General features: G+C 71.2%; 23 protein-coding genes. 13 read left to right on the top strand and 10 right to left on the bottom strand.

Annotated elements, in window-relative coordinates:
• Positions 1 to 8 precede the first annotated feature (8 nt).
• Genes ADL03_RS20265 through ADL03_RS20250 form a run of 4 tightly spaced genes read left to right on the top strand, consistent with a single transcriptional unit; the run spans position 9 to position 5,681 of the window.
• Positions 9 to 1,037, top strand: a complete 1,029-nt coding sequence (locus tag ADL03_RS20265) for a 5'-methylthioadenosine/S-adenosylhomocysteine nucleosidase (RefSeq protein WP_197288485.1) — start codon at positions 9 to 11, stop codon at positions 1,035 to 1,037.
• Positions 1,038 to 3,179: a hypothetical protein gene (locus tag ADL03_RS20260; protein WP_053735070.1), complete on the top strand. Its 2,142-nt coding sequence runs from the start codon at positions 1,038 to 1,040 to the stop codon at positions 3,177 to 3,179.
• Positions 3,179 to 4,594, top strand: a complete 1,416-nt coding sequence (locus tag ADL03_RS20255) for a hypothetical protein (RefSeq protein ID WP_053735069.1) — start codon at positions 3,179 to 3,181, stop codon at positions 4,592 to 4,594. The genes ADL03_RS20260 and ADL03_RS20255 overlap by 1 nt, the downstream gene beginning before the upstream one ends.
• 4 nt (positions 4,595 to 4,598) lie before the next feature.
• On the top strand, positions 4,599 to 5,681 hold the full coding sequence (locus ADL03_RS20250) for a TIR domain-containing protein (protein WP_053735068.1): 1,083 nt from the start codon (positions 4,599 to 4,601) through the stop codon (positions 5,679 to 5,681).
• Here ADL03_RS20250 and aroH read toward each other — a convergent pair.
• From aroH to ADL03_RS20235, 3 genes are all read right to left on the bottom strand, one after another.
• The gene (gene aroH, locus ADL03_RS20245) at positions 5,671 to 6,033 is read right to left on the bottom strand and encodes a chorismate mutase (protein ID WP_053735067.1); all 363 of its coding nucleotides are present in this window, start codon (positions 6,031 to 6,033) and stop codon (positions 5,671 to 5,673) included. The genes ADL03_RS20250 and aroH overlap by 11 nt on opposite strands.
• A 34-nt stretch (positions 6,034 to 6,067) precedes the next feature.
• Positions 6,068 to 6,388 carry an STAS domain-containing protein gene (locus ADL03_RS20240; RefSeq protein ID WP_053735066.1) on the bottom strand — a complete coding sequence of 107 codons (321 nt, stop codon included), beginning with the start codon at positions 6,386 to 6,388 and terminating at the stop codon, positions 6,068 to 6,070.
• 99 nt (positions 6,389 to 6,487) lie between these two features.
• Positions 6,488 to 7,588, bottom strand: coding sequence for a DUF1015 family protein (locus ADL03_RS20235; protein ID WP_053735065.1), 1,101 nt, complete (start codon positions 7,586 to 7,588; stop codon positions 6,488 to 6,490).
• Between the two features lie 18 nt (positions 7,589 to 7,606).
• On the opposite strand from ADL03_RS20235, the gene ADL03_RS20230 reads away from it, so the two are divergent.
• From ADL03_RS20230 to ADL03_RS20205, 6 genes are all read left to right on the top strand, one after another.
• Entirely contained in the window at positions 7,607 to 8,080 is a 474-nt protein-coding gene (locus ADL03_RS20230; RefSeq protein ID WP_053735064.1) for a cation:proton antiporter regulatory subunit, read from the top strand.
• 5 nt (positions 8,081 to 8,085) lie between these two features.
• The gene (locus ADL03_RS20225; RefSeq protein ID WP_053735063.1) at positions 8,086 to 9,258 is read left to right on the top strand and encodes a cation:proton antiporter; all 1,173 of its coding nucleotides are present in this window, start codon (positions 8,086 to 8,088) and stop codon (positions 9,256 to 9,258) included.
• Positions 9,259 to 9,321: 63 nt separating this feature from the next.
• On the top strand, positions 9,322 to 10,479 hold the full coding sequence (locus ADL03_RS20220; protein WP_053735062.1) for a S8 family serine peptidase: 1,158 nt from the start codon (positions 9,322 to 9,324) through the stop codon (positions 10,477 to 10,479).
• Positions 10,476 to 10,697 carry a hypothetical protein gene (locus ADL03_RS20215; protein WP_053735061.1) on the top strand — a complete coding sequence of 74 codons (222 nt, stop codon included), beginning with the start codon at positions 10,476 to 10,478 and terminating at the stop codon, positions 10,695 to 10,697. Before ADL03_RS20220 ends, ADL03_RS20215 begins: the two co-directional genes overlap by 4 nt.
• A 94-nt stretch (positions 10,698 to 10,791) precedes the next feature.
• Complete coding sequence (locus ADL03_RS20210) at positions 10,792 to 11,301, top strand: DUF6319 family protein (protein ID WP_197288484.1); 510 nt, start codon at positions 10,792 to 10,794, stop codon at positions 11,299 to 11,301.
• Between the two features lie 281 nt (positions 11,302 to 11,582).
• The gene (locus ADL03_RS20205; RefSeq protein WP_053735060.1) at positions 11,583 to 11,942 is read left to right on the top strand and encodes a hypothetical protein; all 360 of its coding nucleotides are present in this window, start codon (positions 11,583 to 11,585) and stop codon (positions 11,940 to 11,942) included.
• Positions 11,943 to 12,471: 529 nt separating this feature from the next.
• On the opposite strand, the gene ADL03_RS20200 is transcribed toward ADL03_RS20205, so the two are convergent.
• Both ADL03_RS20200 and ADL03_RS20195 read right to left on the bottom strand, forming a co-directional pair.
• Entirely contained in the window at positions 12,472 to 13,443 is a 972-nt protein-coding gene (locus tag ADL03_RS20200; protein WP_053735059.1) for a zinc-binding dehydrogenase, read from the bottom strand.
• A gap of 2 nt (positions 13,444 to 13,445) precedes the next feature.
• The gene (locus ADL03_RS20195; protein WP_197288483.1) at positions 13,446 to 14,240 is read right to left on the bottom strand and encodes an SDR family NAD(P)-dependent oxidoreductase; all 795 of its coding nucleotides are present in this window, start codon (positions 14,238 to 14,240) and stop codon (positions 13,446 to 13,448) included.
• A 127-nt stretch (positions 14,241 to 14,367) separates the two neighbouring features.
• On the opposite strand from ADL03_RS20195, the gene ADL03_RS20190 reads away from it, so the two are divergent.
• Both ADL03_RS20190 and ADL03_RS20185 read left to right on the top strand, forming a co-directional pair.
• Positions 14,368 to 15,120 carry an SDR family NAD(P)-dependent oxidoreductase gene (locus ADL03_RS20190; protein ID WP_053735057.1) on the top strand — a complete coding sequence of 251 codons (753 nt, stop codon included), beginning with the start codon at positions 14,368 to 14,370 and terminating at the stop codon, positions 15,118 to 15,120.
• A gap of 11 nt (positions 15,121 to 15,131) precedes the next feature.
• Positions 15,132 to 15,584: a MaoC family dehydratase gene (locus ADL03_RS20185; protein WP_053735056.1), complete on the top strand. Its 453-nt coding sequence runs from the start codon at positions 15,132 to 15,134 to the stop codon at positions 15,582 to 15,584.
• Here ADL03_RS20185 and ADL03_RS20180 read toward each other — a convergent pair.
• Entirely contained in the window at positions 15,571 to 16,140 is a 570-nt protein-coding gene (locus ADL03_RS20180; protein WP_231642050.1) for a TetR/AcrR family transcriptional regulator, read from the bottom strand. The genes ADL03_RS20185 and ADL03_RS20180 overlap by 14 nt on opposite strands.
• Before the next feature lie 38 nt (positions 16,141 to 16,178).
• Between ADL03_RS20180 and ADL03_RS20175 the strand changes: the two genes are divergently transcribed.
• Positions 16,179 to 17,234 (top strand): DUF2855 family protein, encoded by a 1,056-nt coding sequence (locus tag ADL03_RS20175; RefSeq protein WP_053735054.1) that lies wholly within the window; start codon positions 16,179 to 16,181, stop codon positions 17,232 to 17,234.
• Here the strand turns inward: ADL03_RS20175 and ADL03_RS20170 are convergent.
• The 4 genes from ADL03_RS20170 to ADL03_RS20155 are packed head-to-tail and all read right to left on the bottom strand — an operon-like array spanning position 17,224 to position 21,040.
• The gene (locus ADL03_RS20170) at positions 17,224 to 17,766 is read right to left on the bottom strand and encodes a 3'-5' exonuclease (RefSeq protein ID WP_053735053.1); all 543 of its coding nucleotides are present in this window, start codon (positions 17,764 to 17,766) and stop codon (positions 17,224 to 17,226) included. The genes ADL03_RS20175 and ADL03_RS20170 overlap by 11 nt on opposite strands.
• Before the next feature lie 22 nt (positions 17,767 to 17,788).
• A complete protein-coding gene (locus ADL03_RS20165) occupies positions 17,789 to 18,502 on the bottom strand; it encodes a hypothetical protein (protein WP_053735052.1) in 714 nt (237 codons plus the stop codon).
• Complete coding sequence (locus tag ADL03_RS20160) at positions 18,489 to 19,916, bottom strand: substrate-binding domain-containing protein (RefSeq protein WP_053735051.1); 1,428 nt, start codon at positions 19,914 to 19,916, stop codon at positions 18,489 to 18,491. Before ADL03_RS20160 ends, ADL03_RS20165 begins: the two co-directional genes overlap by 14 nt.
• Positions 19,913 to 21,040: a hypothetical protein gene (locus ADL03_RS20155; RefSeq protein ID WP_053735050.1), complete on the bottom strand. Its 1,128-nt coding sequence runs from the start codon at positions 21,038 to 21,040 to the stop codon at positions 19,913 to 19,915. Before ADL03_RS20155 ends, ADL03_RS20160 begins: the two co-directional genes overlap by 4 nt.
• Between the last annotated feature and the right edge of the window lie 77 nt (positions 21,041 to 21,117).

Genomic DNA, 21,117 nt, shown 5'->3' with positions numbered 1-21,117 from the left:
TGATCGTGATGCTCACCGCGCTCGAAGTGGAGTACGCCGCGGTGCGCGCGCACCTGTCCGGCATCGCACCCCACCACCACCCGTCCGGCACGCTGTTCGAGGTCGGCACCGCGTGTGGGCAGGAGATCGCCCTCGCCCTGACCGGCATGGGCAACTCCGGCGCCGCCACCATGACCGAGCGCGCGATCACCGAGTTCGCCCCGGACGTCGTGATGTTCGTCGGCGTCGCCGGTGGCCTGCGCGACTGGCTGGAGCTGGGCGAGGTCGTGGTGGCGAGCCGCGTCTACGGCTACCACGGCGGCCGCGAGACGGAGCACGGGTTCCTCGCCCGGCCGCGCGCCTGGGACATACCCCACCACGTGGAGCAGATCGCCCGTGCGCTCGCCCGCGGCGGGGACTGGTGCCCGGACCCGCCGGAGGTCCACTTCGAACCGATCGCGGCCGGCGAGGTGGTGCTCAACTCCACCCGCTCACCGCTGGCCAAGCAGATCCACCGCAACTACAACGACGCCGTCGCGGTCGAGATGGAGAGCGCCGGGGTGGCGAACGCCGCCCACCTGCACATGGCCACCCCGTCGGTGACCGTGCGCGGCATCAGCGACCTCGTCGACGACAAGGACCTCACCGACCGGCAGGGCTGGCAGCCCAGGGCCGCCGCCAACGCCGCCGCGTTCGCCGTCGCCCTCGCCGGCGCACTCACGCACCCCCGCCGCTCCCAGCGAAAGGCCCCGCCCGTGGGCGACTCCTTCACCTTCCACAACAACGGCGCCACCATCGGCACCCAGATCGGCAAGAACGAGGGCACGGTGCACTCCGTGCAGCACACCGCACCGCGCGACCGCCTCGACGCCATCACCGCCGCCGTGGTGCACGCCCACGACACCGGCCAGATCGACACCGACCTGTTCACCACGGCCATGGTCGCGCTCGACAACACCCGCAACTCGTCCGGACCGCCCGACCTGCGCCGGCTCAAGGCCCTGCTCGGCGGCGTGCCCGCACTGCGCCCCGCACTCGACTCCATTGTGGACGACTAGATGACCGCCACCGCCACGAACCACGAGTACCGCAACAACGGCGACGTCGAGACCCAGGTCGGCGTCAACAACGGCGTCATCCACCGGACGTCGATCTACAACAACAACGTCGGCGAGCCGCCGGAGACGAAGTTCGAGAACGCGCTGACGTACTTACGCGGCGGCCAGCCGCGGATGGCCGAGCGGTTGCTCGAACAGGTGCGGCAGGCCGGTCCGGTCACCATCCGGTTCCATTACTACTACGTGCTCACGATCCTGAGCGACCGGACGCTCAACGAGCTGCCGCCCAGCGAGTTCCGCAAGATCGTCTTCGAGCTGACCGGCGCGAAGACCTCGCCGGAGACGCCGGGTGAGTACCACCGGGCGCTGTGGGTGGTCGAGCGCCTGATCGCCCACATCGAACGGCAGGACCGCGCGGCCGCCCCGAGCGGCGGCGAGCTGCACGAGGTGACCACGGCGTTCCGCGAGCTGCCGGCCGCGCGGCAGCAGGAGATCGCCCGGCACCTGGACATGATCCTCGACGGCGCGGTGCAGGACTCGCTCGACGCCTCGATCGCGGCGCTGGCCGAGCAACGCCGGATGGACGACCGGCGTGAGCACCGTGCGTGGCTCTACTTCCAGCCCGAACCCGCGCCGCCGCTGCTCGCCGAACCCGTGAAGGCGCCGGTCGACGTCAAGAGCTGGGCCATGCTCGTGCTGGGCGGGCTCGCCGCGCTGTGGGGCCTGGTGGGAATGGCCGGCTTCCTCACCGGCCCGTCGGCGATCGCGGGGTGGCTCGCGCTCGTGGCGGTGCTCGGCGGTGCGTTTCTGGTGGTGTGGTTCCGCGTCCAGGCCAAGGTGATGGACCGCCGCCGCGGCGTGCGGGAGGCACGGCTGCAGGGCCGGCACGACGGTCCGCCGCCCGAGGTGCCGCACTGGAAGATCGAGGAGATCTCCTGGCGGGTGCACGCGGCGTTCGACGCGGAACGCCCGCCCAAGCGCACCGTCCGCCACCACGTCAACCCGAAGAACCCCGAACCGCGGAAGGACTGGGACGCCGACACCGCGGGACTGCGGATGTCGCTGATCGACTGGTTCGTGCGGATCTACGGCGCCACCGAGACCGAGCCGTCCGGGCTGATGTGGCTGATCCGCTGGCACACCCGGCAGATCAAGGACAGGTGGCAGGCCGACCGGCTGCACGCCTTCCGCACGGAGCTGAAGACCCCCTGGTACGCCAAAGTCCTGCCGGTGCTCGGCATCGTGCTGCTGGTGCTGTTCGGGTTGTCGCTGATCGGCATGCGGCCGGGTCCTGGCGCGGTGCTCGCCGCCGGGCTGGGCCTGGGCGCGTTCGGCGCGAGCGCGGTGCTGGCGACGTTCCGGGTGCGCGCGGCGTTGCGGGCCGACTACGCCGAGCAGCTGCGGGAGGAGCAGGAGGCCTACCGCGGCTGGCTGGAGCTGTTGCGGGACCGGCCCTCCGACGACGAGATCGCGTACTGGCTGCGGTTCGACGTGCTGCACCTGAAGTCCCGGGCGATGCGGCGCAGCCAGTTGTCCAGCAAGGACATCATCTGCCACGTCGAGCTGACCGAGGGCGCGCCGGGAGCGTTGCGGGCCCGCGACCGGATGGCGCCGGTGCGGTACTCGGAGTACTGGGTCAAGGTGTTCCTGCTGACCGACGGCGGCGTGCACGAGACCGAGTACTGGCTGGACTTCTTCAACGGCAACGTGCACGACCCGCACGACATGTCGTTCCGCTACGACGCGGTGGCCTCGGCGACGCTGAACGAGGTCGGCGTGCAGTTCGCGGGCAAGCGCAGGCACATCGTGCGGATGGGCGACAACGTGCAGGTGGGCGACCAGTTCACGTTCCAGCAGGCGATGCAGCTGTCGCTGGTGAACAGCCAGGACATCTACGTGCTGGTGGACGACTTCCGCGGGATGACCGACGAGAGCGAGGACCAGGCCAAGCTGCGGGAGATCGCGCAGCAGTCCTCCGGCGTGCAGAGCGCGCTGCACATCCTGCAGGCCGTCGCCCGCGAGGGCCGCGAGTGGATCTCCCGGCAGCGCCACCGCCGCGAACGCCGCTGGCAGGACTTCGCTGAGCAACAGCAGTTCCAGGAGCTGTGCAGCGGCTGGGAGCAGCGCGAGGAGATCGAGTGATGGACCCGCGCAGGTTCGTGAAACGGCTGCCGGTCGCCGACGCGCTGCTCGACCGCAAGGCCTACCTCGGTGCGCGCGGCGACCGGCGGGCGGCGCTGCTGAACGCCCTGCTGCCGCCGGGTTCGCTGGCGCACTCGCTCACGTTCGCGGTGGCACCGTCGGCAGCGGCGGCGCTGTCGTGGCCGGCTCGCCTGCCGCCGCTGGCCGCGTTGCTGGCGCCCGGCACGCCGCTGACGGGCGCGCAGGTCGTCGTGCACACCCGGCCACCGGCGCCCGACGCCTACCGCGAGCTGATCCAGCACAGCAGCCCGGCGCACCGGTGGACCTACGTCGCGGTCTCCTCCGCCGACCCGGCGCAGACGGCGGACTGGACGACGAACGTGCTGGCGCAGCACGGTTTCACGGCCACGCGGCTGGACGACGACGAGGTGCTGGACGTCGTCGCGTTCCTCGGCGGGCTCGACGGCGCGGCGGCGTCGGCGAAGCTGATCGAACGCGGCTTCGAGGCGTGCACGATGGGCGCGGACCTGCACGCCTGCTACACCTGGTCCGAGGCGCCGATGCTGGAGCTGCTGAGCCGGTTCCCCGCGGTGCCGGCCACGGTCGGGGTGCGGCTGGCCCGCGCGGGCGGTGAGTTCGTGGCGGAACGGGTGCTGCGGCTCAGCGGTCCGGACGCGAAGGCGTTGCTCAGCTCGGAGACGTGGCTCGCGAGCGGCATCCGGCACGCCGGCCGGTTGCAGCGGCTGAACGGGCACCACGCCTCGGCGGCCGCGGTGACGGTGCCGGTGTGCGTGCCACCCTCGTTGCCGTCCAGGCAGTCCTGGACGCACGTCGAACCCGCGCACGTCGCCGGGCAGGCCGCGGCGTGGACCGGTGGCGCGGGTGTGGTGCTGGGCTGGGACGTCGTGCGGCAGGCGCACGCGCCGTTGCGGCTCTTCCACGAACGGCCGGTGGTCGGCGTGGTGACCAGCGCACGGCTGGCGCACCTGATCGCCGCGCGTTCGGTGAGCTGCGGTGCGGCCGTGACCGTGCAGTCGGCCGCGCCGTGGCACGGCCCGTTCGGCCACGCGCAACCCGGTCCACCGGCCGTGGCGCTGGGCAGTCCGCGGCTGCCGCACCTGCTGGTGCTGGACCGGCCGGCCGAGGTGCCGCGGCTCGCGGACCTGCCGGGCTCGCACCACGCGGTGCTCGTGGTCGCCGACCTCGGGCCGGAGCACGTGCCGTTGCTCGACGACGCGGACTTCGCGGTGGCCGGCGACCTCACCGCACCGCAGCAGGCGTTGCTGCGTGGCGTGTTCGGCACGTGGCTCGACGACCTGCCCCCCGTGCCGGGGCAGGTGACGGTGATCGGTCACGGCGTGGCGGCCCGCGTCGGCATCACGCTGACCGGGCCGGAACACCACCTGCTGGGCTGAGCGCATGCCGACCGTCTTCGTCAACTACCGCGTGCTGGAGCAACCCGGCTACGCGACGCTGCTGCACCGCGAGCTCGCGCAGGCGTTCGGGTCCGACCGGGTGTTCCTGGCGTCCCGGTCGCTGCGCGCGGGCGACGACTTCGTGCGGGAGGTGTTCGCCCACCTGCGCCGCTCGCAGGTGCTGCTCGCGGTGATCGGGCCGCGCTGGCTCGACTACACCGGCGACCCGGACGAGGACTGGGTGCTGCGCGAGATCACCGAGGCGTTCGCGCTCGGCATCCGGGTCGTGCCGGTGCTGGTGGAGGACGCCGACCTGCCCGCCGGCCTGCCCGCGGGCGTCGAGGCGCTGCGCCGCTGCCAGTACGTGCGGCTGCGGCACTACTCGATCGACAGCGACATCGCCGCGCTCGTCACGCACCTGCGCGGCATCTCCGGCGACCGCCCGTCGCCGTCGGTGTTCCGGGTGGGCGGCGCGGAGTGCCGGATCGGCATCCACGCCGGGTCGATCCGGCGGGTGCACGACTGCGACGTGTGGGTCAACAGCGAGAACACCGACATGCGGATGGCCAGGCACACGGACTTCTCGGTGTCGGCGATCATCCGGTACTGGGGGTCGCTGCGCGACGAGGCAGGGCGGATCACGCGGGACCTGGTGGCCGACGAGCTGGAGGAGCTGGCGGCGCCACGCCGACCGGTCGCCCCCGGCACCGCGCTGGTGACCGGGTCGGGGGCGCTGGAGGGCACCAACAACGTCCGCTACGTCGTGCACGTCGCGGCGGTGCAGGGCGAGCCGGGCGCGGGGTACCGGCAGGTGTCGGACATCGGCGGGTGCGTCACGACGGCGTTGGCGCGCGTCGAGCCGTTGGGGGTGCGGACGATCCTCTTCCCGTTGCTGGGCACGGGGGTCGCGGGTGCGAATGTCACGCACACGGCGCGGATGGTGGTGCAGGCGGCGGTGTACCACGTCGAACGGCACCCGGAGACGTCGTTGCGGCGCATCTCGTTCCTGGCCTACGACGACCACGAGCGGCTGGCGCTGGAGGAGGCGGTGCGGATGTCGCCGCTGGTGCCCGACCTCAGTGGTTGAGGTCCGTGCGCAACGCCGCCGCCCCGCGCAGGTAGACGTGCTTGACCGCCGGCCTCGGCAGGTCCGTCTCCACGTGCGCGAGCAGCCGGATCACCCGCGGCATCGCCCCCGGCACCGCGATCTCGGTGGCGGACAGCAGCGGCACGTCCGAGAGCCCGGCCTGGCGCGCGGCGTAGGCGGGGAACTCGGAGGTGAGGTCCGGGGTGGCGGTCAGCACGACGCTGATCAGGTCGTCCGTGGAGAGGGCGTTGCGCTCCAGCACCTCGCGCACCAGCTCGGCCGTGGCCTCCAGCACCAGGTCGCGGGAGTCCGCGTCGATCTGCGTGGCACCCCTGATCGCTCGAACCGCCATGCCGCCGACAGTAGCGCCGGGCACGTGCGCGCGCTCAGCCGTCCACGACGATGTTCGGGTAGCGCGCCGGGAGGCCGAGCAGGTTCACCACGTACGCCGCCCACCCGCCGCCGAGCAGCACCAGCCGCCGCTCCCCCAGGCCTGCCGCCACCTCGATCAGCACGTGCAGCCCGCTGGAGCCGATGAACGTCAGCTCGGAGAAGTCGACCACCACGTCCCCCGCCGCGTCGCCGGACGCGCAGGCCAGCGCGAGCTCGGCGCGCAGCAGGCCGCTCGTGGACAGGTCGACCTCGCCCGCGACCGCCACCACCGCACCGCGGCGACGCACCTCCAGCAGGCTCGGCTCGGGTTCCATCGGTGCCTCAAGGATCGGCTCGGCGGCAGACCGTTCCTCCGAGTCTCACCCTCGCGGCAGACCGTTCGACAGGGGCCTAAGGAACCGCCGGACAGGGCACTACGGGGTCAGGTCCGCGAGCAGCAGCCCGCTGCGCGGTTTGGGCGTGAAGTAGGTGCTCTTGCGCGGCATCTTCGCCCCGGCCAGCACCTCGTTCAACGGTACCGGTGCGATCAGCAGCACCGCCTCCGCCTCGGCCCGCGGGTCCACGACGGGTTTGACGCACAGGCTCTCCGGGTCCAGGCCCAGTGCCTCGTCCAGCAGCAGCGACTCCACGACGGCGTGGTCGATCCCCCGCCCGGCGGGCAGTTCCACCCGCAGCACGGTGTCGGGGGTGCGCACCACGACCACACCGGGTTCCGGGTCGATGACGAACGGCAGCTCGCTGACCCGCAGCCCGACCCGTTCCCACGCCGTGACCAGGTCGGCCGTGACCAGCCCGGTGCCCACGACCGCGCGGTGGATCGGCCCCACCCGCAGACCGGGCCCGGCCGTGACGAGCGCCAGCAACCCGGCCAGCCCCGCCTGTCTGGCCGCGGCGACCCGGTGGTTGCCGTCCGCCACGAGCAACCGGTGCGCTCCCGCGGCGTGCAGGAGGGCGTCCTGCCGTTCGCCGGGACCGACCAGCCACACCCAGTGCCTGCGGCCGCCGGAGTCCACGAGCGACACCTCCGGTTCCCCGTCCATGCCGAGCACCAGCTCCGTGAGGCCGTCGTGCGGCGTCATCGGGACGAGCATCGCCGCGCTCGTGGCGATGCCGAGCGAGGCGAGCACCTCGGCCCGTTCGGCGACCACGTCCGGGTAGACGTCCTCGGTGTGGGCGATGGCGTCCGGGTCGACCAGGCACAGCAGCCCGCACGCCGTGCCGTCCGGCCCGTCCACCCGGTACGGCGCGACGACGTCGGTCACCTCGCGGTAGGACCGCCGGATCAGGACGGCGAGCTCGGCGCGGGCGGCCGGCAGCGCCTGGATCAGCCCGGTGCCGGCGGCGAGCGCCTGCGGGGTGCGGTGCGGGTGCTGGACGGCCAGCAGCGTGCCGTGCGGGGCGCGGGCCAGCGCGCCGATGACCTGACCCGGCTCGGCGAACTCGTCGACGTCGGGGCCGGGCACGCGGTCGCGCACCACCCACCCGCGTCGCACCGGGCGTACTGGAAGAGACATCCACGTATCATGATCTGTGTGAACGTAGAGATCACGCCCCTGCCGGGCATCGGGACGCGTCAGGACTTCACGATCCGCGCCGGGCGCCGCGTCGGTGTGATCACCTACCGCGACGGGCGCTTCGAGCTCATCCTGTCCAAAGCGACCGATCCCGACTCGTGCGCGGCGTCGATACCGCTGTCACCGGAGGAGGCGAACACGCTCGCGGGCCTGCTCGGAGCGCCGCAGCTGGTCGCCCACCTGCGCGAGGAGCACCGCGACATCACGGGCATCACGACCCGTCAGCTGCCGGTGACCGCGTTCGCGAACCGCACGCTGGGCGAGACCGCCCTGCGCACCAGGACCGGTGCGTCCGTCGTGGCCGTGGTGCGGTCCGGCAACGCGCACCCGTCACCGGGACCCGACTTCCTGTTCGAGAACGGCGACCTGGCCGTCGTCGTCGGCACCGCGGACGGCCTCGACGCCGCCGCCGAGATCCTCCACGGCGGTTAAGCACAGTGCATGAGACAACCATCGCCATCATCCAGCTCGGCGCGGTGTTCTTCGGTCTGGGTCTGCTCGGCCGGGTCGCCTGGAAGATGGGCATCTCGCCGATCCCGCTCTACCTCGTCGGCGGTCTCGCCTTCGGTGTCGGCGGCTTCGTGCCGTTACACGGCATCAGCGAGTTCACGCACCTGGCCAGCGAGATCGGCGTGGTGCTGCTCCTGCTGCTGCTCGGGCTGGAGTACTCGGCCGCCGAGCTCACCACCGGCCTGAAGCGCTCGTGGATGGCGGGCGTGCTCGACCTCGTGCTGAACGCCGCACCGGGCGCGATAGCGGCGTTGCTGCTGGGCTGGGGCCCGGTGGCGGCGCTCGCGATGGCGGGCGTCACCTACATCTCGTCCTCCGGCATCGTCGCGAAGGTGCTCGGCGACCTGGGCCGCCTGGGCAACCGCGAGACACCGGTCGTGCTGTCGGTGCTGGTGTTCGAGGACCTCGCCATGGCCGTGTACCTGCCGGTCCTCACGGCCGTGCTGTCCGGCGTGAGCTTCCTCGGCGGCCTCACCTCGGTCGGCATCTCGCTGCTCGCGATCACCGTCGTGCTCGTGGTGGCGCTCAAGTACGGGCGCTTCATCTCGGCCATCGTCGACAGCCCCGACCACGAGGTGTTCCTGCTCAAGCTGCTCGGCTCGGCGCTGCTGGTGGCCGGTGTCGCCTCGCAGCTGCAGGTGTCGGCGGCGGTCGGCGCGTTCCTGCTCGGCATCGCCATCTCCGGGTCGACCGCGGAGAACGCCACCCGGCTGCTGGAGCCGCTGCGCGACCTGTTCGCCGCGATGTTCTTCGTCGTGTTCGGCCTGAACACCGACCCGAAGTCGATCCCGCCGGTGCTCGGGATCGCGGTGGCGCTGGCCGCGGTCACGACCGCGACGAAGATCGTCACCGGCTGGTGGGCGGCGCGCCGGCAGGGCATCGGCAAGATGGGCCGCATGCGTGCGGGGGTGGCGCTGGTCGCGCGTGGCGAGTTCTCCATCGTGATCGCCGGGCTGGCCGTGGCGTCCGGGCAGGTGAACGGCGAACTGGCCGCGCTCGCGACCGCCTACGTGCTGCTGATGGCGATCCTGGGGCCGATCGCGGCCAAGTACGTTGAGCCGATCGGGGAATTCTTCCAACGTCGTCGGCAAATGGCCTGAAACAGAAGCCGCCGGGTGACGACTCTCTTGAGTAGGGCTACAGGAGAGTAGGGGCGAGAAGTCATGACCGAACCAGCGGAAGTGGAGACCACCGGCCGATTCCTGGTGCTGCTGCAGGAGGACGCCATCGACGAGGGGGTGGCCGAGCTCGGCGCGATCGCCGGGTTCGACCCCAACAGCGGAGACCTCGACCCGGAGACCGTGCAGGTGTTCCCGGAGCTGGGCGTCGCCGTGGTGACCGCCGACCCGAACCTGCTGGCCGAGCTGAACGGCGCCGCCGAGCGTCCCGGCCCGGTCCAGATCGTCGAACCGGAACGCGTCGTGCACGCGTTCGCCGCACCCGTGCCGCAGGACGAGCCGCAGCCCGCGGCCGACGAGTCGGTGCTGACGTGGGGCCTGCAGGCCGTGGGCGCGGACGTCAGCACCGCCACCGGCAAGGGCGTCAAGCTCGCCGTCCTCGACACCGGCTTCGAGCAGAACCACCCGGACTTCGCCGGCCGTTCCGTCACGACGAAGTCGTTCATCACCGGCGAGGACGTGCAGGACGGCCACGGTCACGGCACGCACTGCATCGGCACCTCCGCGGGCCCGCGCAAGCCCGCGACGCTGCCCGGCTACGGCTTGGCGTTCGAGGCCGAGATCTTCGCGGGCAAGGTCCTGTCGAACGCGGGCTCCGGCGCCGACGGCGGCATCCTCGCGGGCATCGACTGGGCCGTGGCCAACGGCTGCGCGGTCATCTCGATGTCGCTGGGCGCCGACGTCCCCGCGGGCACCCCGTACTCGCAGATCTACGAGACCGTGGCCCAGCGCGCCATGGCCAAGGGCACGCTGATCATCGCCGCGGCGGGCAACGCCTCCATGCGCCCCGGCCGCATCGCACCGGTGGGCCACCCGGCCCGTTGCCCGTCCATCATCGCGGTGGCCGCGATCGACGTGAACCGCGCCATCGCGCAGTTCTCCTCCGGCTCGGTGGACAAGATCGGCCAGATCGACGTGTGCGCGCCCGGCGTGGACGTCTACTCGTCGTTCAAGCTGCCGGAGAAGTACCGGCGCCTGCGCGGCACCTCGATGGCCACCCCGCACGTGGCCGGCGTGGCGGTCCTGATCGCCGAACGCACCGGCGCCCGCGGCTTCGAGCTCTGGGCCCGCCTGGCCGGCACCGCCCTGCGCCTGCCGCTGCCCTCCACCGACATCGGCAGCGGCCTCGTCCAGGCCCCATGACGGGCGCGGTCGACCAGGTGATGGTCTCCGTGGCCGAAGGCAGCCTCCCGCAGGTCCTCGACGACCTGCGGGAGGCCGGCCTGGTCGTCGACACGGTCCTGGACGCGCTGGGAGTCGTCACCGGCACCGTCGAGGTGCGCGCCATCCCCACGCTGCTCGCCGTGCGCGGTGTCATCGACGTGGAACGGCAGTGGCGCGTGCAGCTCCCGCCGTACTGACTAGGCTCTGCGCTGACCCCCCGCTCGCTTGATCGAACATGTGTTCTACGATTGTGCGCGGGGTCACGTCGTTGCGCAGAGAGGAAACCTGATCGTGTCGGACACGCTCACCGAGGTGAAGGCAGTCGAGGAGACCGTCGTGGGAACGACGACCCCCGAGGCCGACGCCCCGAAGCTCGTCGAGGCGCCCACGCCCGCAGAGGCGCCCAAGCCCGCAGAGGCTCCGAAGGTCGAGGCTCCGAAGGCTGAGGCGCCGAAGGTCGAGGCTCCGAAGGCTGAGGCCCCCAAGGCTGAGAAGCCGAAGGCCGGCCGTCCCAAGAGCACGGCGAAGAAGACGCGCACCGTGGAGCTGACGCTCACGGTGACCGGCACTGCCGAGGGCGAGTGGCAGGCCGACCTGGTCCACGGCACGCAGCGCGTCGTGTCGGGCCTCGTCATCCCCGCCATCGCGGTCGCCAAGGCGGCCAAGGAGCTGCACACGGACATCGCCGAGGGCATCGAGTCGGTGCTCGAAGCGGCGCGTGACCAGCACCGCACCCGCATGGAGGAGCTCGAGGCGGAGCTCGCTCGGGTGAAGGCCCAGCTGGCCGAGCTCTCCGAGTAGAGCCGCAGCACGGTCGAGGGGCGGTCCGCCTGGCGCGGGCCGCCCCTTCGGCGTTTTCGCCCGCGGATCCGGCCTCGGGCTGGACCGCGGGACCCGTATAGGTATCACCACGGACTGGCCGGGCACGGCGCTCGACCACCGCGACGGCTGCGCCGCCTTGCCGGATCGGGCAGTCCGCCGCCAGGCGCCGGGCGACGGCCAGGCCGCCGACATCCAGGTCCTCAACAAGTCAGGCCGCGCGAACGGGCAGATTCGTCAGGGTGTCGTGTCACTCTGGCGGCATGTCCTACGACCTCGCCGTGTGGGAGGGCGCTCGTCCCGCGGACGACACAGCCGCCCGAACGATGCTCGATGACTTGTACGAGCGCTACGCCGACTCCGACGCCAAAAACGCTCCGACGCCGCTGATCACAAAGTACGTCGCTGCGCTGCTGGATCGTTGGCCAGACCTGAGCGAGGACGACGACGACACCTCACCCTGGTCGACAAGCCCACTCATCGGGGAGGCAAGAGGCCCGCTGATCTACTTCCCGATGCGCTACAGCATGGCGGACGAGGCTTCGGCGTTCGCGGCGCAGCTCGCCACATCGATGGGGCTCGTTTGCTTCGATCCTCAGATCAACGGACTCAGAAGCGTGTAGGCCAGAACCACCCCACACTCAACCCTCACAAAATGCCGATAGACGTCGAGAGGCGACTGTCCAGGATCCGACAGACTGCGAGGCCGGCGACCGAGGCCCGCGAGGGTGCCTCGCCGCGTACCGGGTCGATGGTCCACGCAGCTCGCGGGCCGCAGGTCACGCGCCCGTTGCGAGAGGCCGCGTCACCCGGACAGGTGAACCTTGTCCGGATCCGCGTCCGGCCGCGTCTCCTTCACGTCCGGTTGCCACGGTCTCCCGCGCCCGCAATCAGGAAACGCGGGGGGCAGCGGCCGACGTCGGTGACCGGACAGCACCATCCCGCTGGGGACCAGTGCTCACCGTGCCGATCGAGGAGCCAGACCAGGAGCCGAACCGAGAGCCGGACAGGAAGGCGAACCTGCCGCACCCACCCCACCAACGAAAGAAGGAGCAGCCCGCCCAAGCGAACCGCTCCCTCCTCACAACCAGCCGACGCCTCACGACCAGCCAGCGCCCAACGACCAGCCAGCGCCCAACGACCAGCCGGCGTCTACCGCGACGGGTCCAGCAGCAGCTTGCCCGCCGTCCGCCGGGAGCGGAGGTCCTCGTGGGCCTGCCGGACCTCCCCCAGCCCGTACTCGCCACCGGGAACGGCCTTCAGCTTGCCGTCGACGACGAGCTGGAACAGCTCCGCCATCGCCCGGTGTGCCAGCGTGCCGTGTTCCGCATCGAGCACCTTCAGCGCGTGAGGCAGCCACATACCCGCAACGGTCGTGGAGTGCACGAGCAGGGCTCCGAGGTCGACCGGCTTCGGCCTTTCGCGCGAGGCCATGCCGTAGAACGCAAGACGGCCGAACGGAGCCAGCGCCACCAGCGACTGGTCAGTGGTCGCACCACCCGTCATGTCCAGGACGACGTCGACGCGCCGGCCGTTGTTCGCCTCGATCAGTGCGGCCGTCATGTCCGCGGAGCGGGAGTCGATGGCCACGTCGGCGCCGAGGTCGAGGGCCAGGTTGCGCTTGTCGTCCGAGGAGGCGGTGGCGATCACGCGGCCGGCGCCCCAGAGTTTGGCCAGCTGCACCGCGATCGTGCCCACGCCGCCCGCGGCGGCGTGCACGACGACGGACTCGCCGGGTTCCATGTGGGTGGACTTGCGCAGCAGCAGCCACGCGGTGGCGCCCTGCACGATCAGCGAGAGGGCGGTCAGGTCGTCGACGCCGTCGGGCACGTCGAACGTCGTCAGCGCGGGCGCGACGGCTTTTTCGGCGTAGCCGCCGGAGTTCTTCGTCAGCGCCACGACCCTGCGACCGTCCGGAGTGGTCCCGACGACCTCGCCGCCGGGGACCAGCGGCAGGGACATCTTCGCCAGGTAGGAGTTCTCGGCCTGGTGCGTGTCGGCGTAGTTCAGGCCCGCGCGTGAGACGGTGATCAGCACCTCGCCCTCACCCGCAACAGGGTCGGGGAGCTCCACCTGCTGGAGCACCTCGGGCCCGCCGAACTCGGTGATCTGGATGGCACGCACGATCAGTTCTCCTTGAGCGCGAGGGAAACGGGGTCCTTGCGGGCGGCTTCGAGGCGGGAGCCGTCGGCGTTGCGCGGGCCGGGCGGGTTGCGGAAGCCGAACGGCTCGGAGGGCCGGCCGGACTGCACGAACCACGCCTCGCCGGTGCCTGAACCCTCCACAATGGACATGAAGGTGTCCACCACGGCCGACACCGGCAGGATCGGCATGCCGATGTCCTCCAGCGTCGAGCGCAGCGGCGTGATGATGTTGGTGTCGGCAAACGCGGGGCACAGGGCGTTCACGCGCACGTCGGGGTACGCGCCCGCCAGCGAACGCACGAGACCGACTACGGCGGCCTTGTTCGCGCCGTAGACGGGGTCGCCCGGCATCGGCATGAGACCGGCCATCGACGCGGTGGCGATGATCTGGCCGCCCGACGCGCGCACGGACGGCAACGCGGCGTGCACGCCGTAGACGACGCCGTCGAGGTTGATGGCCATCGCGCGCCGGTACACGTCGACGTCGAAGTCGTCGCCCAGCGAGCAACCGGTGCCGATCCCGGCGTTCAGGAACGCGATGTCGAGGCCGCCGAACGACGACACGGCCGCGGCGACGGCGTCGGCGGAGTCGGAGGGCTGGGTGACGTCGCAGCGCACGAACACGCCGCCGATCTCGTCGGCGACGAGCTTGCCCTGGTCGACGTCCACGTCGGCGACGACGACGCGGACGTCGAGCGAAGCCAACCGGCGGGCCGACGCGGCGCCGATGCCGTTGGATCCGCCGGTGATGAGCGCGACCTTGCCGGTGAGTGCCACGGCACCTGCCTCCTCGAATTGCCACATTCCGACCAGTCGGTATGGTCGTCCGGACAGCGCTGGACGTCAAGCTGACTGATGGGTACGTTACTAAGCGCTTGCTTAGCCCACAATTCAAGGAGGACCCGTGGCCGACAGGGTTGCCATCGTCACCGGCGCGGCGCGTGGCATCGGTGCCGCCGTCGCGCAGCGTCTCGCCGCGGACGGCCTGGCCGTCGCGTTGCTCGACCTCGACGAGCAGGGTGTGCTCGACGGCGCCGACAAGATCGTCGCGAGCGGTGGGCGCGCCATCGGCCTCAAGGTCGACGTCTCCGACGAGGAGCAGGTCAACGCCGCGGTCGCCAAGGTCGCCGAGGCGCTCGGCGCGCCGACCGTGCTCATCAACAACGCCGGCGTGCTGCGGGACAACCTGCTGTTCAAGATGTCCGCGAGCGACTGGGACACGGTCATGAACGTGCACCTGCGCGGCGCGTTCCTGATGAGCAAGGCCGTGCAGGCGCACCAGACGAAGGAAGGCTTCGGCCGCATCGTCAACCTCAGCTCCACCAGCGCGCTGGGCAACCGCGGCCAGGCCAACTACTCCGCCGCCAAGGCCGGTCTGCAGGGCTTCACCAAGACGCTCGCGATCGAGCTCGGCAAGTTCGGCGTCACGGTCAACGCGATCGCGCCCGGTTTCATCGCCACCGAGATGACCAAGGCGACCGCCGAGCGCATGAAGATCTCGTTCGAGGACCTCGTCAACGGTGCGGCGCAGGCGATCCCGGTCGCGCGCGTCGGGCAGCCGGAGGACATCGCGCACACCGCGTCGTTCCTCGTCAGCGAGGGCGCCGGCTTCGTGTCCGGCCAGGTCATCTACGTCGCCGGCGGACCGAAGGACTGAGGGCAGCCACCATGCGCACGTTCGAGGACATCGACGAGCTGATCGCCGCCAAGGGCGAGCACCTCGGGTTCGGCGAGTGGCACGAGGTCACCCAGGAGCAGGTCAACCTGTTCGCCGACGCGACGCTGGACCACCAGTGGATCCACATCGACGTCGAGAAGGCGCAGCAGGGCCCGTTCGGCGGACCGGTCGCGCACGGCTACCTGACGTTGTCGCTGGTGCCGTACCTGGTGCGCGACATCTACACCGTCAAGAACATCAAGATGGGCGTGAACTACGGCAGCAACAAGGTCCGGTTCCCGCAGCCCGTGCTCGTGGGCGCGCGGGTGCGCGCGGGCGTGGAGCTGCTGGACGTCTCCGACATCGCACTGGGCAAGCAGCTCGTCACGAAGGTCGTCGTCGAGATCGAGGGCGGCGACAAGCCCGCGTGCGTCGCGGAGATCGTCAGCGTCATCGTGCCGTGATCGAGTGGATCAGCAGATCGGCGTAGTGCTCCGCCAGCCGCCCGGCCGGGATGTCCCCGTCCGGGCGGTACCACGTGCCCAGCTGGTGCAGCGACCCGAAGAAGTAGTAGGTGGCGACGTCGGCCGGCACGTCCGCGCGGAACGACCCGTCGCGCTGCCCCTCCTCGATCAGGCCGCGGAACCGCTCGTGGTAGTGGCGCCGCTGCGCCCGCACCTCCTTCTGCTTCTCGGCAGGGAGGTGGTTCATCGAGCGGAAGAACACCTTGGCGGCGTCGAAGTCCTCGATGCTCGTGACGATGACGTCGACCGCGGCCTCGCGCAGCCGCGTGGTGACCGGCCCGTCGGCCGCGGCGATCTTCTCCAGGTGTTCGGTCTGCAAGCGCAGCAACCGCCCGTAGATCTCGTGCAGCAGGTCGTCCTTCGACCCGAAGTAGTGGTACATGGCGCCTTTGGTGACACCGGCGCGTTCCACGATCTCCTGCACGGCGACCCGCTCGTACCCCTTGTCCGCGAACAGGCGGGTAGCGGCGTCGATCAGTCTTTCAGGCACGGTCACGACCGGAGCGTACCTCCCGACCAAGGAGAAACCAGGCAATGATCAGTCGCTGGACCGTCGTCGTCGACCGCGACGACCTCGGCAAAACCGAAGTGCTGCACGACGAGCTGCCCGCCTCGACCGACCTGTCCGACTGCGAGGTGCTGCTGCGCGTGGACCGCGTCGGCCTCACCGCCAACAACGTCACCTACGGCGTGATCGGTGACCGAATCGGCTACTGGCGCTTCTTCCCCACCGCCGCGGAAAACCGCGGTGTCATCCCCCTGTGGGGTTTCGCGGACGTCGTTGATTCCACTTTGGACTCACTGCCGGTCGGCACGCGGGTCTACGGCTACCTGCCGATGGCGAGCCACCTCGTCATGCGCGCCAGGCTGACGCCGGCGGGTTTCGCCGACGCGAGCGAGCACCGCGCCGAACTGCCGGCCGTGTACAACAGCTACCTGGTCACGACCAGCGACCCGGCGTACGACCCGCGGCTGGAGGACCTGCAGGTGCTGTACCGGCCGCTGTTCTTCACGTCGTTCCTGCTGGCCGACCAGCTCGTGGACAACGACTTCCACGGCGCGCGCACGGTCGTGATCTCCTCCGCCTCCAGCAAGACCGCGTTCGGCACCGCACAGTGCCTGCGGGGCCGCGGGGTCCGGCTGGTGGGCCTCACCTCGCCGCGCAACGTGGAGTTCACCGGGGGACTGGGCCTCTACGACGCGGTGCTCCCGTACGGCGCCGACGTGGACGTGGAACCGAGCGCGTACCTGGATTTCAGCGGCTCGGCGGAGCTCCGTTCCGCGCTGCACGACCGGCTGGGAGATCAGCTGGTCAAGGACATCTCGATCGGCCTCACCCACCAGGCCGCCTCGGCGGACCCGCGTTCCGAGTTCTTCTTCGCACCGGAGCAGCTGCGCAAGCGCACGGCCGACTGGGGCCAGGACGGCCTGGCCGAACGCTTCGGCACGGCGTGGCGCGGTTTCACCGCCCGGGCGGGCGAGTGGGTCGCCGTGGCACCGCACAGCGGGCCGGACGCGCTGGTCGAGGTGTGGCAGGCCGTGCTGCGGGGCGAGACCAGCCCCGACACGGCCGACGTGATCACCTTCTGAGCAGTCCGGCCAGCAAGCCCGCGATGTTGTGGGCGTCGTCGTGGCCGCGGTGGTGCGTGCCGTCGAGCTTCCGCCCGGCGATCCGCAGCGCCTCGGCCATCCCGACCTCCCCGGGCAGCGCGTGCGTCAACGCGAACAGCGTCTTGACGTTGATGTGCCGCTGCCCGAACGGGTACCTCACCCCGAAATCGGCGCACTGCCGTTCGAACATCTTGCGGTCGTACTCGCCGTAGGAGGCCCAGACGCGGTCGGCGGACCGGTACTCCTCGCGCAGCAGCGCGCACGCCTCGGCGAACGAGACACCGGCCGCCACCTGCGCGGCGGTCAGCGTCGTCAGCCGGGTGCAGAACTGGCTCACCGCCGATCTCGTGGGCCGCACCAGGACGCTGCGCCGCTCACCCCGTTTTCCCGTGCTCACCTCCAGCGGGCACACCCCGATCTCGATGATCTCCGACACCTGACCGCCCGGCGGCGATCCTTCCCAGCAGGTCGACTCGATGTCGACGACCAGCACGTGGTCCAGTGCGATCACAGGTTGATCGTCCCTGCCCTGTCTACTGGAAAACGGCCACCGGCAGCACGACGATCTCGCCGGCCTCGGCGTTCCACGACTGCACCTTGCCCAGGCAGCGGGCGTTGAACTGGCCCGGCGGCATCGTGTCGCGCAGGCTCGCCCGGTCGCACTCCACCCGCACCCGGTGCTCGCCGACCGGCGCGAACAGCACCGCCCGGTCACCGCCGTCCTCGCCGAGCTCGAACCGGCCGTGCAGCGACACGTAGTCGCGGATGTCGTTGAGCCGGGTGGCTTTTCCGCGCCGCCACGCCTCGTCGGCGGTGATGGTGCGGGTGGTCAGGTCGACGTCCACCACGCCGTGCGCGGCCCTCAGTCCCGCCAGCACCACGCCGATGACGTCGATCTCGGTGGCCGGTTTCTCGTAGGTGTCGGTGTTCTGCTGCACCACCGACCCGTCCACGCCGATGCCGAACTCGCTCGGGCCGACCTGGAGCTTGCCGCCCCTGGTGACGGTGATCTGCTTGACGAACTGCCGGGTGACCGCGTCGTCGTAGCGGCCGACCTTGCACAGGTTGATCATCCGCCGGCCGTCCACGTAGAACAGCAGGCCCGGCACCTCCGGCCGCGGGTCGCGCCGGCGGCGCACCCACCGCACTGCGAGCGCGACGACCACGGCGAACGCGGCCAGCGTCACGGCCCACAGCAGGAGCCAGCCCCACGAGACCGACCACCACAGCGCTCTATCGACACCCACGGATCTCCCTCACCGCCTCCGGCAACGACTTCCCGCCGGCCTCCACGAGCCGGCCGCCGCTGGCCCGTGCCACGCGGTCCAGCTCGGCGCCGTCCGCCTCGCCGAACCGGATCGGGTACACCGGCACCTCGCCGCGCCCGACCCGCAGGAACTCGTCGACCGACGGCCCCGCGTTGTTCTCCCCGTCGGTCATCAGCACGACCGTCGTCTCGCCGCGGGCCAGGCGCAGCGCGTGGTCGAGGGCGGCCCAGATCGCGGTGCCGTCCCGCAAGTCGTCGGACGCGACGACGGCCAGCAACGCGTCGAGGTCCGCCCGCGCGCGCACGGTGACGGAACGCTCCTCCAGCACGGCACCCGCGAACCGGACGATCGTGACCGTCTCGCCGGTGTGGAAGCGGTCGAACCCGTTGAGCGACGCGAACGCCGCGCGCAGCCCGGCCATCCGCTCGCCCCGCATGGACGTCGAGTAGTCCAGCACGAACACCACCTGGCGGCCGTCGCCCGCCCGGTCGTGGAACTCCAGCAGCCGGTCGAGCACCTGCTGGCTGTCCGGGAAGTACAGGGCGGTGCCGATGTCGGCGGTGAGTGCCGCGGCGCGCGGCGTGGCCGGGTCGACGGGCCGCCGCCAGGTGCGCTCGGTGATCATCCGCTGGGCGTCCGGCGAGCGCAGCCACTCCACGACCCGGTCGTAGGCGGCCCGGTGCGCGGGATCGACCAGCATCAGCGGGTAGTCCGACAGGACGATCCCGTCCCGCGGGTACACGATGGCCAGCGGTTCGGTGAGCCGCCCGGACGCGTTGAGCGCCAGCAGTTCCGACTCGTGCGCGATGACACCGTCCACATCGGACCGTCTCGTGAACTCGCCGACGGGGTCCGGCACGTCGAACGCCCGCCCGGCGAGGAAGCCCTGCAGGCGGTCGCAGCTCACGTCCTCCGGCCGCAGCGCGGCACCGGTGCCCGCGGCCGCCGTGGCCACGCCGATCAACGCCGCCATCCCGCCGCCGGACACCCGCGGGTCGGCCATGCCGTAGCGGAACTCCCCCACCGCCGCCCGGTCGGCGACGTCGGCCCACGTCGGCCGCTCGCCCAGCACGGCCCGTCGGCCCGGCCGCACCCCCAGCACCACCGGGGAGGTCATCACGCTCGCCGACAACGCGGGCTCGGTGCCGCGCAGCCGCAGGAACCGGTTGCTGGACAGCCACGCCAGGTCGAACCCGGCGAGCGACCGGCTGGCCTCGACCGTGCCGCGGTGCTCCACCACCAGCTCGACGCCGGTGGCACGCTTCAGCTCGGCCAGCACGGGAGCGAGGTCGGCCAGCTCCGGGCTCGCCAGCACCTTCAGGCGGACCGGTTCGGGTGTGCCGGGCGTGCACGCCGCCAGCACGAGCAGCGCCACGGCGACGAGGACCCTCATCGGCAGTCGCCGACGACGTCGAGCATGCGCTCGAAGTACTCCGCCTTGGGCAACGCGGTGCGGCCCGCCTCACCGGCCGGTGGCGCCGGCAGGCCCCGCGCGGTGATGACACCGGCGAAGTCCTGGTCGGTCTCCCCGCTCCAGCCCAGCGGGTGGAACCCGAGCTCGACGGCGCGGCGGCGCAGGTCCGGGTCGTTCATCACCAGCTCGCCGATCCGGTCGCCCTCGGGCGTGAACGAGATGAGCTCGGGCGTGCTCTGGTGCTGCGCTGTCGGGTAGAGCAGCACGCGTTCGGTGTCGACCTGAGCTCGCCGCAGCTGATATGCGATGTACTGGTGCTCGTAGATGACCGCGATGACCGCGTGCGACCGCCCCTCCGGCACGAAGAACTTCGGGGACATGTCCTCGCCCGGCTGCCCCTGCGCGTCGACGTACGGTTTGACCCGCAGCGCCAGCTCCTCCGCGGCCTGCATGCTCTGCGGCGGCCGGTCGTCGATGGCGGCCGCGAGGAACCCGACGAGCGCGGCGCCGGAGTAGGCCTTGCACGGGTCCGGCGACTGCGCGATGACGCGGTTGCCGTTGTTGACCCCGTGGTCGCTCCAGCGCTCCTGCTTGCGGACCACGTCCATGAACCGGCCGAGGTCGAGGTCGTAGTAGAGCGGCGCGGCCCCCTGGTCGTGCGGTGTCGCGGCACCGGCGCGCACGAGCGCCTCGGCGTACTCGCGGAAGGTGGCGAGCACGACCGGGGTGAAGAACGGCCGGAACGGCACCGCGTACTTGCCCGTCCTGCGCGCCTTGACCTGTTCGTTCGCGACGTGCCCCGACGGGAACACGAAGTGGTAGGAGTCGAGGTCGGGCGCGTTGGCGAGGTCGCGGGAACCGATCGGCGTGACGTGCACCTGGTAGCCGCGTTCCATCAGCAGCCGCTTGACCTGCTCGTCCTGGAAGAACTCCCGCTTGGACGCGAGCATCGCGCGCACCACGGTGATGCCGCGGAACGGGCCGGTGACGTGCCCGGTGACCAGCAGGACCACCAGCCCGGTCACGAACACCGCCAACGGCGGCACGAACCACAGCAGGAAACGTCTTCGCGGGTCGACGGCCTTGAACTCCGGCTCCTGCACGGCTCCCCCTCATGCCACAAGCCCCCTGACGAGGATTAGACGCGTCGAGGGGGCTCTTGGCACTAGGCCGATCAGGG

This window comes from Nocardia sp. NRRL S-836, from assembly GCF_001279525.1.
Classification (GTDB): domain Bacteria; phylum Actinomycetota; class Actinomycetes; order Mycobacteriales; family Pseudonocardiaceae; genus Lentzea.
The sequence above is the reverse complement of the archived record's forward strand: the minus strand, read 5'-3'. Positions and strand labels throughout refer to the sequence as shown.

Excerpts from the sequence above, each read along its gene's own strand:
- ADL03_RS20265 (WP_197288485.1), top strand. The coding sequence starts at position 9 with ATGCTCACCGCGCTCGAAGTGGAGTACGCCGCGGTGCGCGCGCACCTG.
- ADL03_RS20260 (WP_053735070.1), top strand. The coding sequence starts at position 1,038 with ATGACCGCCACCGCCACGAACCACGAGTACCGCAACAACGGCGACGTC.
- ADL03_RS20255 (WP_053735069.1), top strand. The coding sequence starts at position 3,179 with ATGGACCCGCGCAGGTTCGTGAAACGGCTGCCGGTCGCCGACGCGCTG.
- ADL03_RS20250 (WP_053735068.1), top strand. The coding sequence starts at position 4,599 with ATGCCGACCGTCTTCGTCAACTACCGCGTGCTGGAGCAACCCGGCTAC.
- aroH (WP_053735067.1), bottom strand. The coding sequence starts at position 6,033 with ATGGCGGTTCGAGCGATCAGGGGTGCCACGCAGATCGACGCGGACTCC.
- ADL03_RS20240 (WP_053735066.1), bottom strand. The coding sequence starts at position 6,388 with ATGGAACCCGAGCCGAGCCTGCTGGAGGTGCGTCGCCGCGGTGCGGTG.
- ADL03_RS20235 (WP_053735065.1), bottom strand. The coding sequence starts at position 7,588 with ATGTCTCTTCCAGTACGCCCGGTGCGACGCGGGTGGGTGGTGCGCGAC.
- ADL03_RS20220 (WP_053735062.1), top strand. The coding sequence starts at position 9,322 with ATGACCGAACCAGCGGAAGTGGAGACCACCGGCCGATTCCTGGTGCTG.
- ADL03_RS20215 (WP_053735061.1), top strand. The coding sequence starts at position 10,476 with ATGACGGGCGCGGTCGACCAGGTGATGGTCTCCGTGGCCGAAGGCAGC.
- ADL03_RS20205 (WP_053735060.1), top strand. The coding sequence starts at position 11,583 with ATGTCCTACGACCTCGCCGTGTGGGAGGGCGCTCGTCCCGCGGACGAC.
- ADL03_RS20185 (WP_053735056.1), top strand. The coding sequence starts at position 15,132 with ATGCGCACGTTCGAGGACATCGACGAGCTGATCGCCGCCAAGGGCGAG.
- ADL03_RS20175 (WP_053735054.1), top strand. The coding sequence starts at position 16,179 with ATGATCAGTCGCTGGACCGTCGTCGTCGACCGCGACGACCTCGGCAAA.
- ADL03_RS20160 (WP_053735051.1), bottom strand. The coding sequence starts at position 19,916 with ATGAGGGTCCTCGTCGCCGTGGCGCTGCTCGTGCTGGCGGCGTGCACG.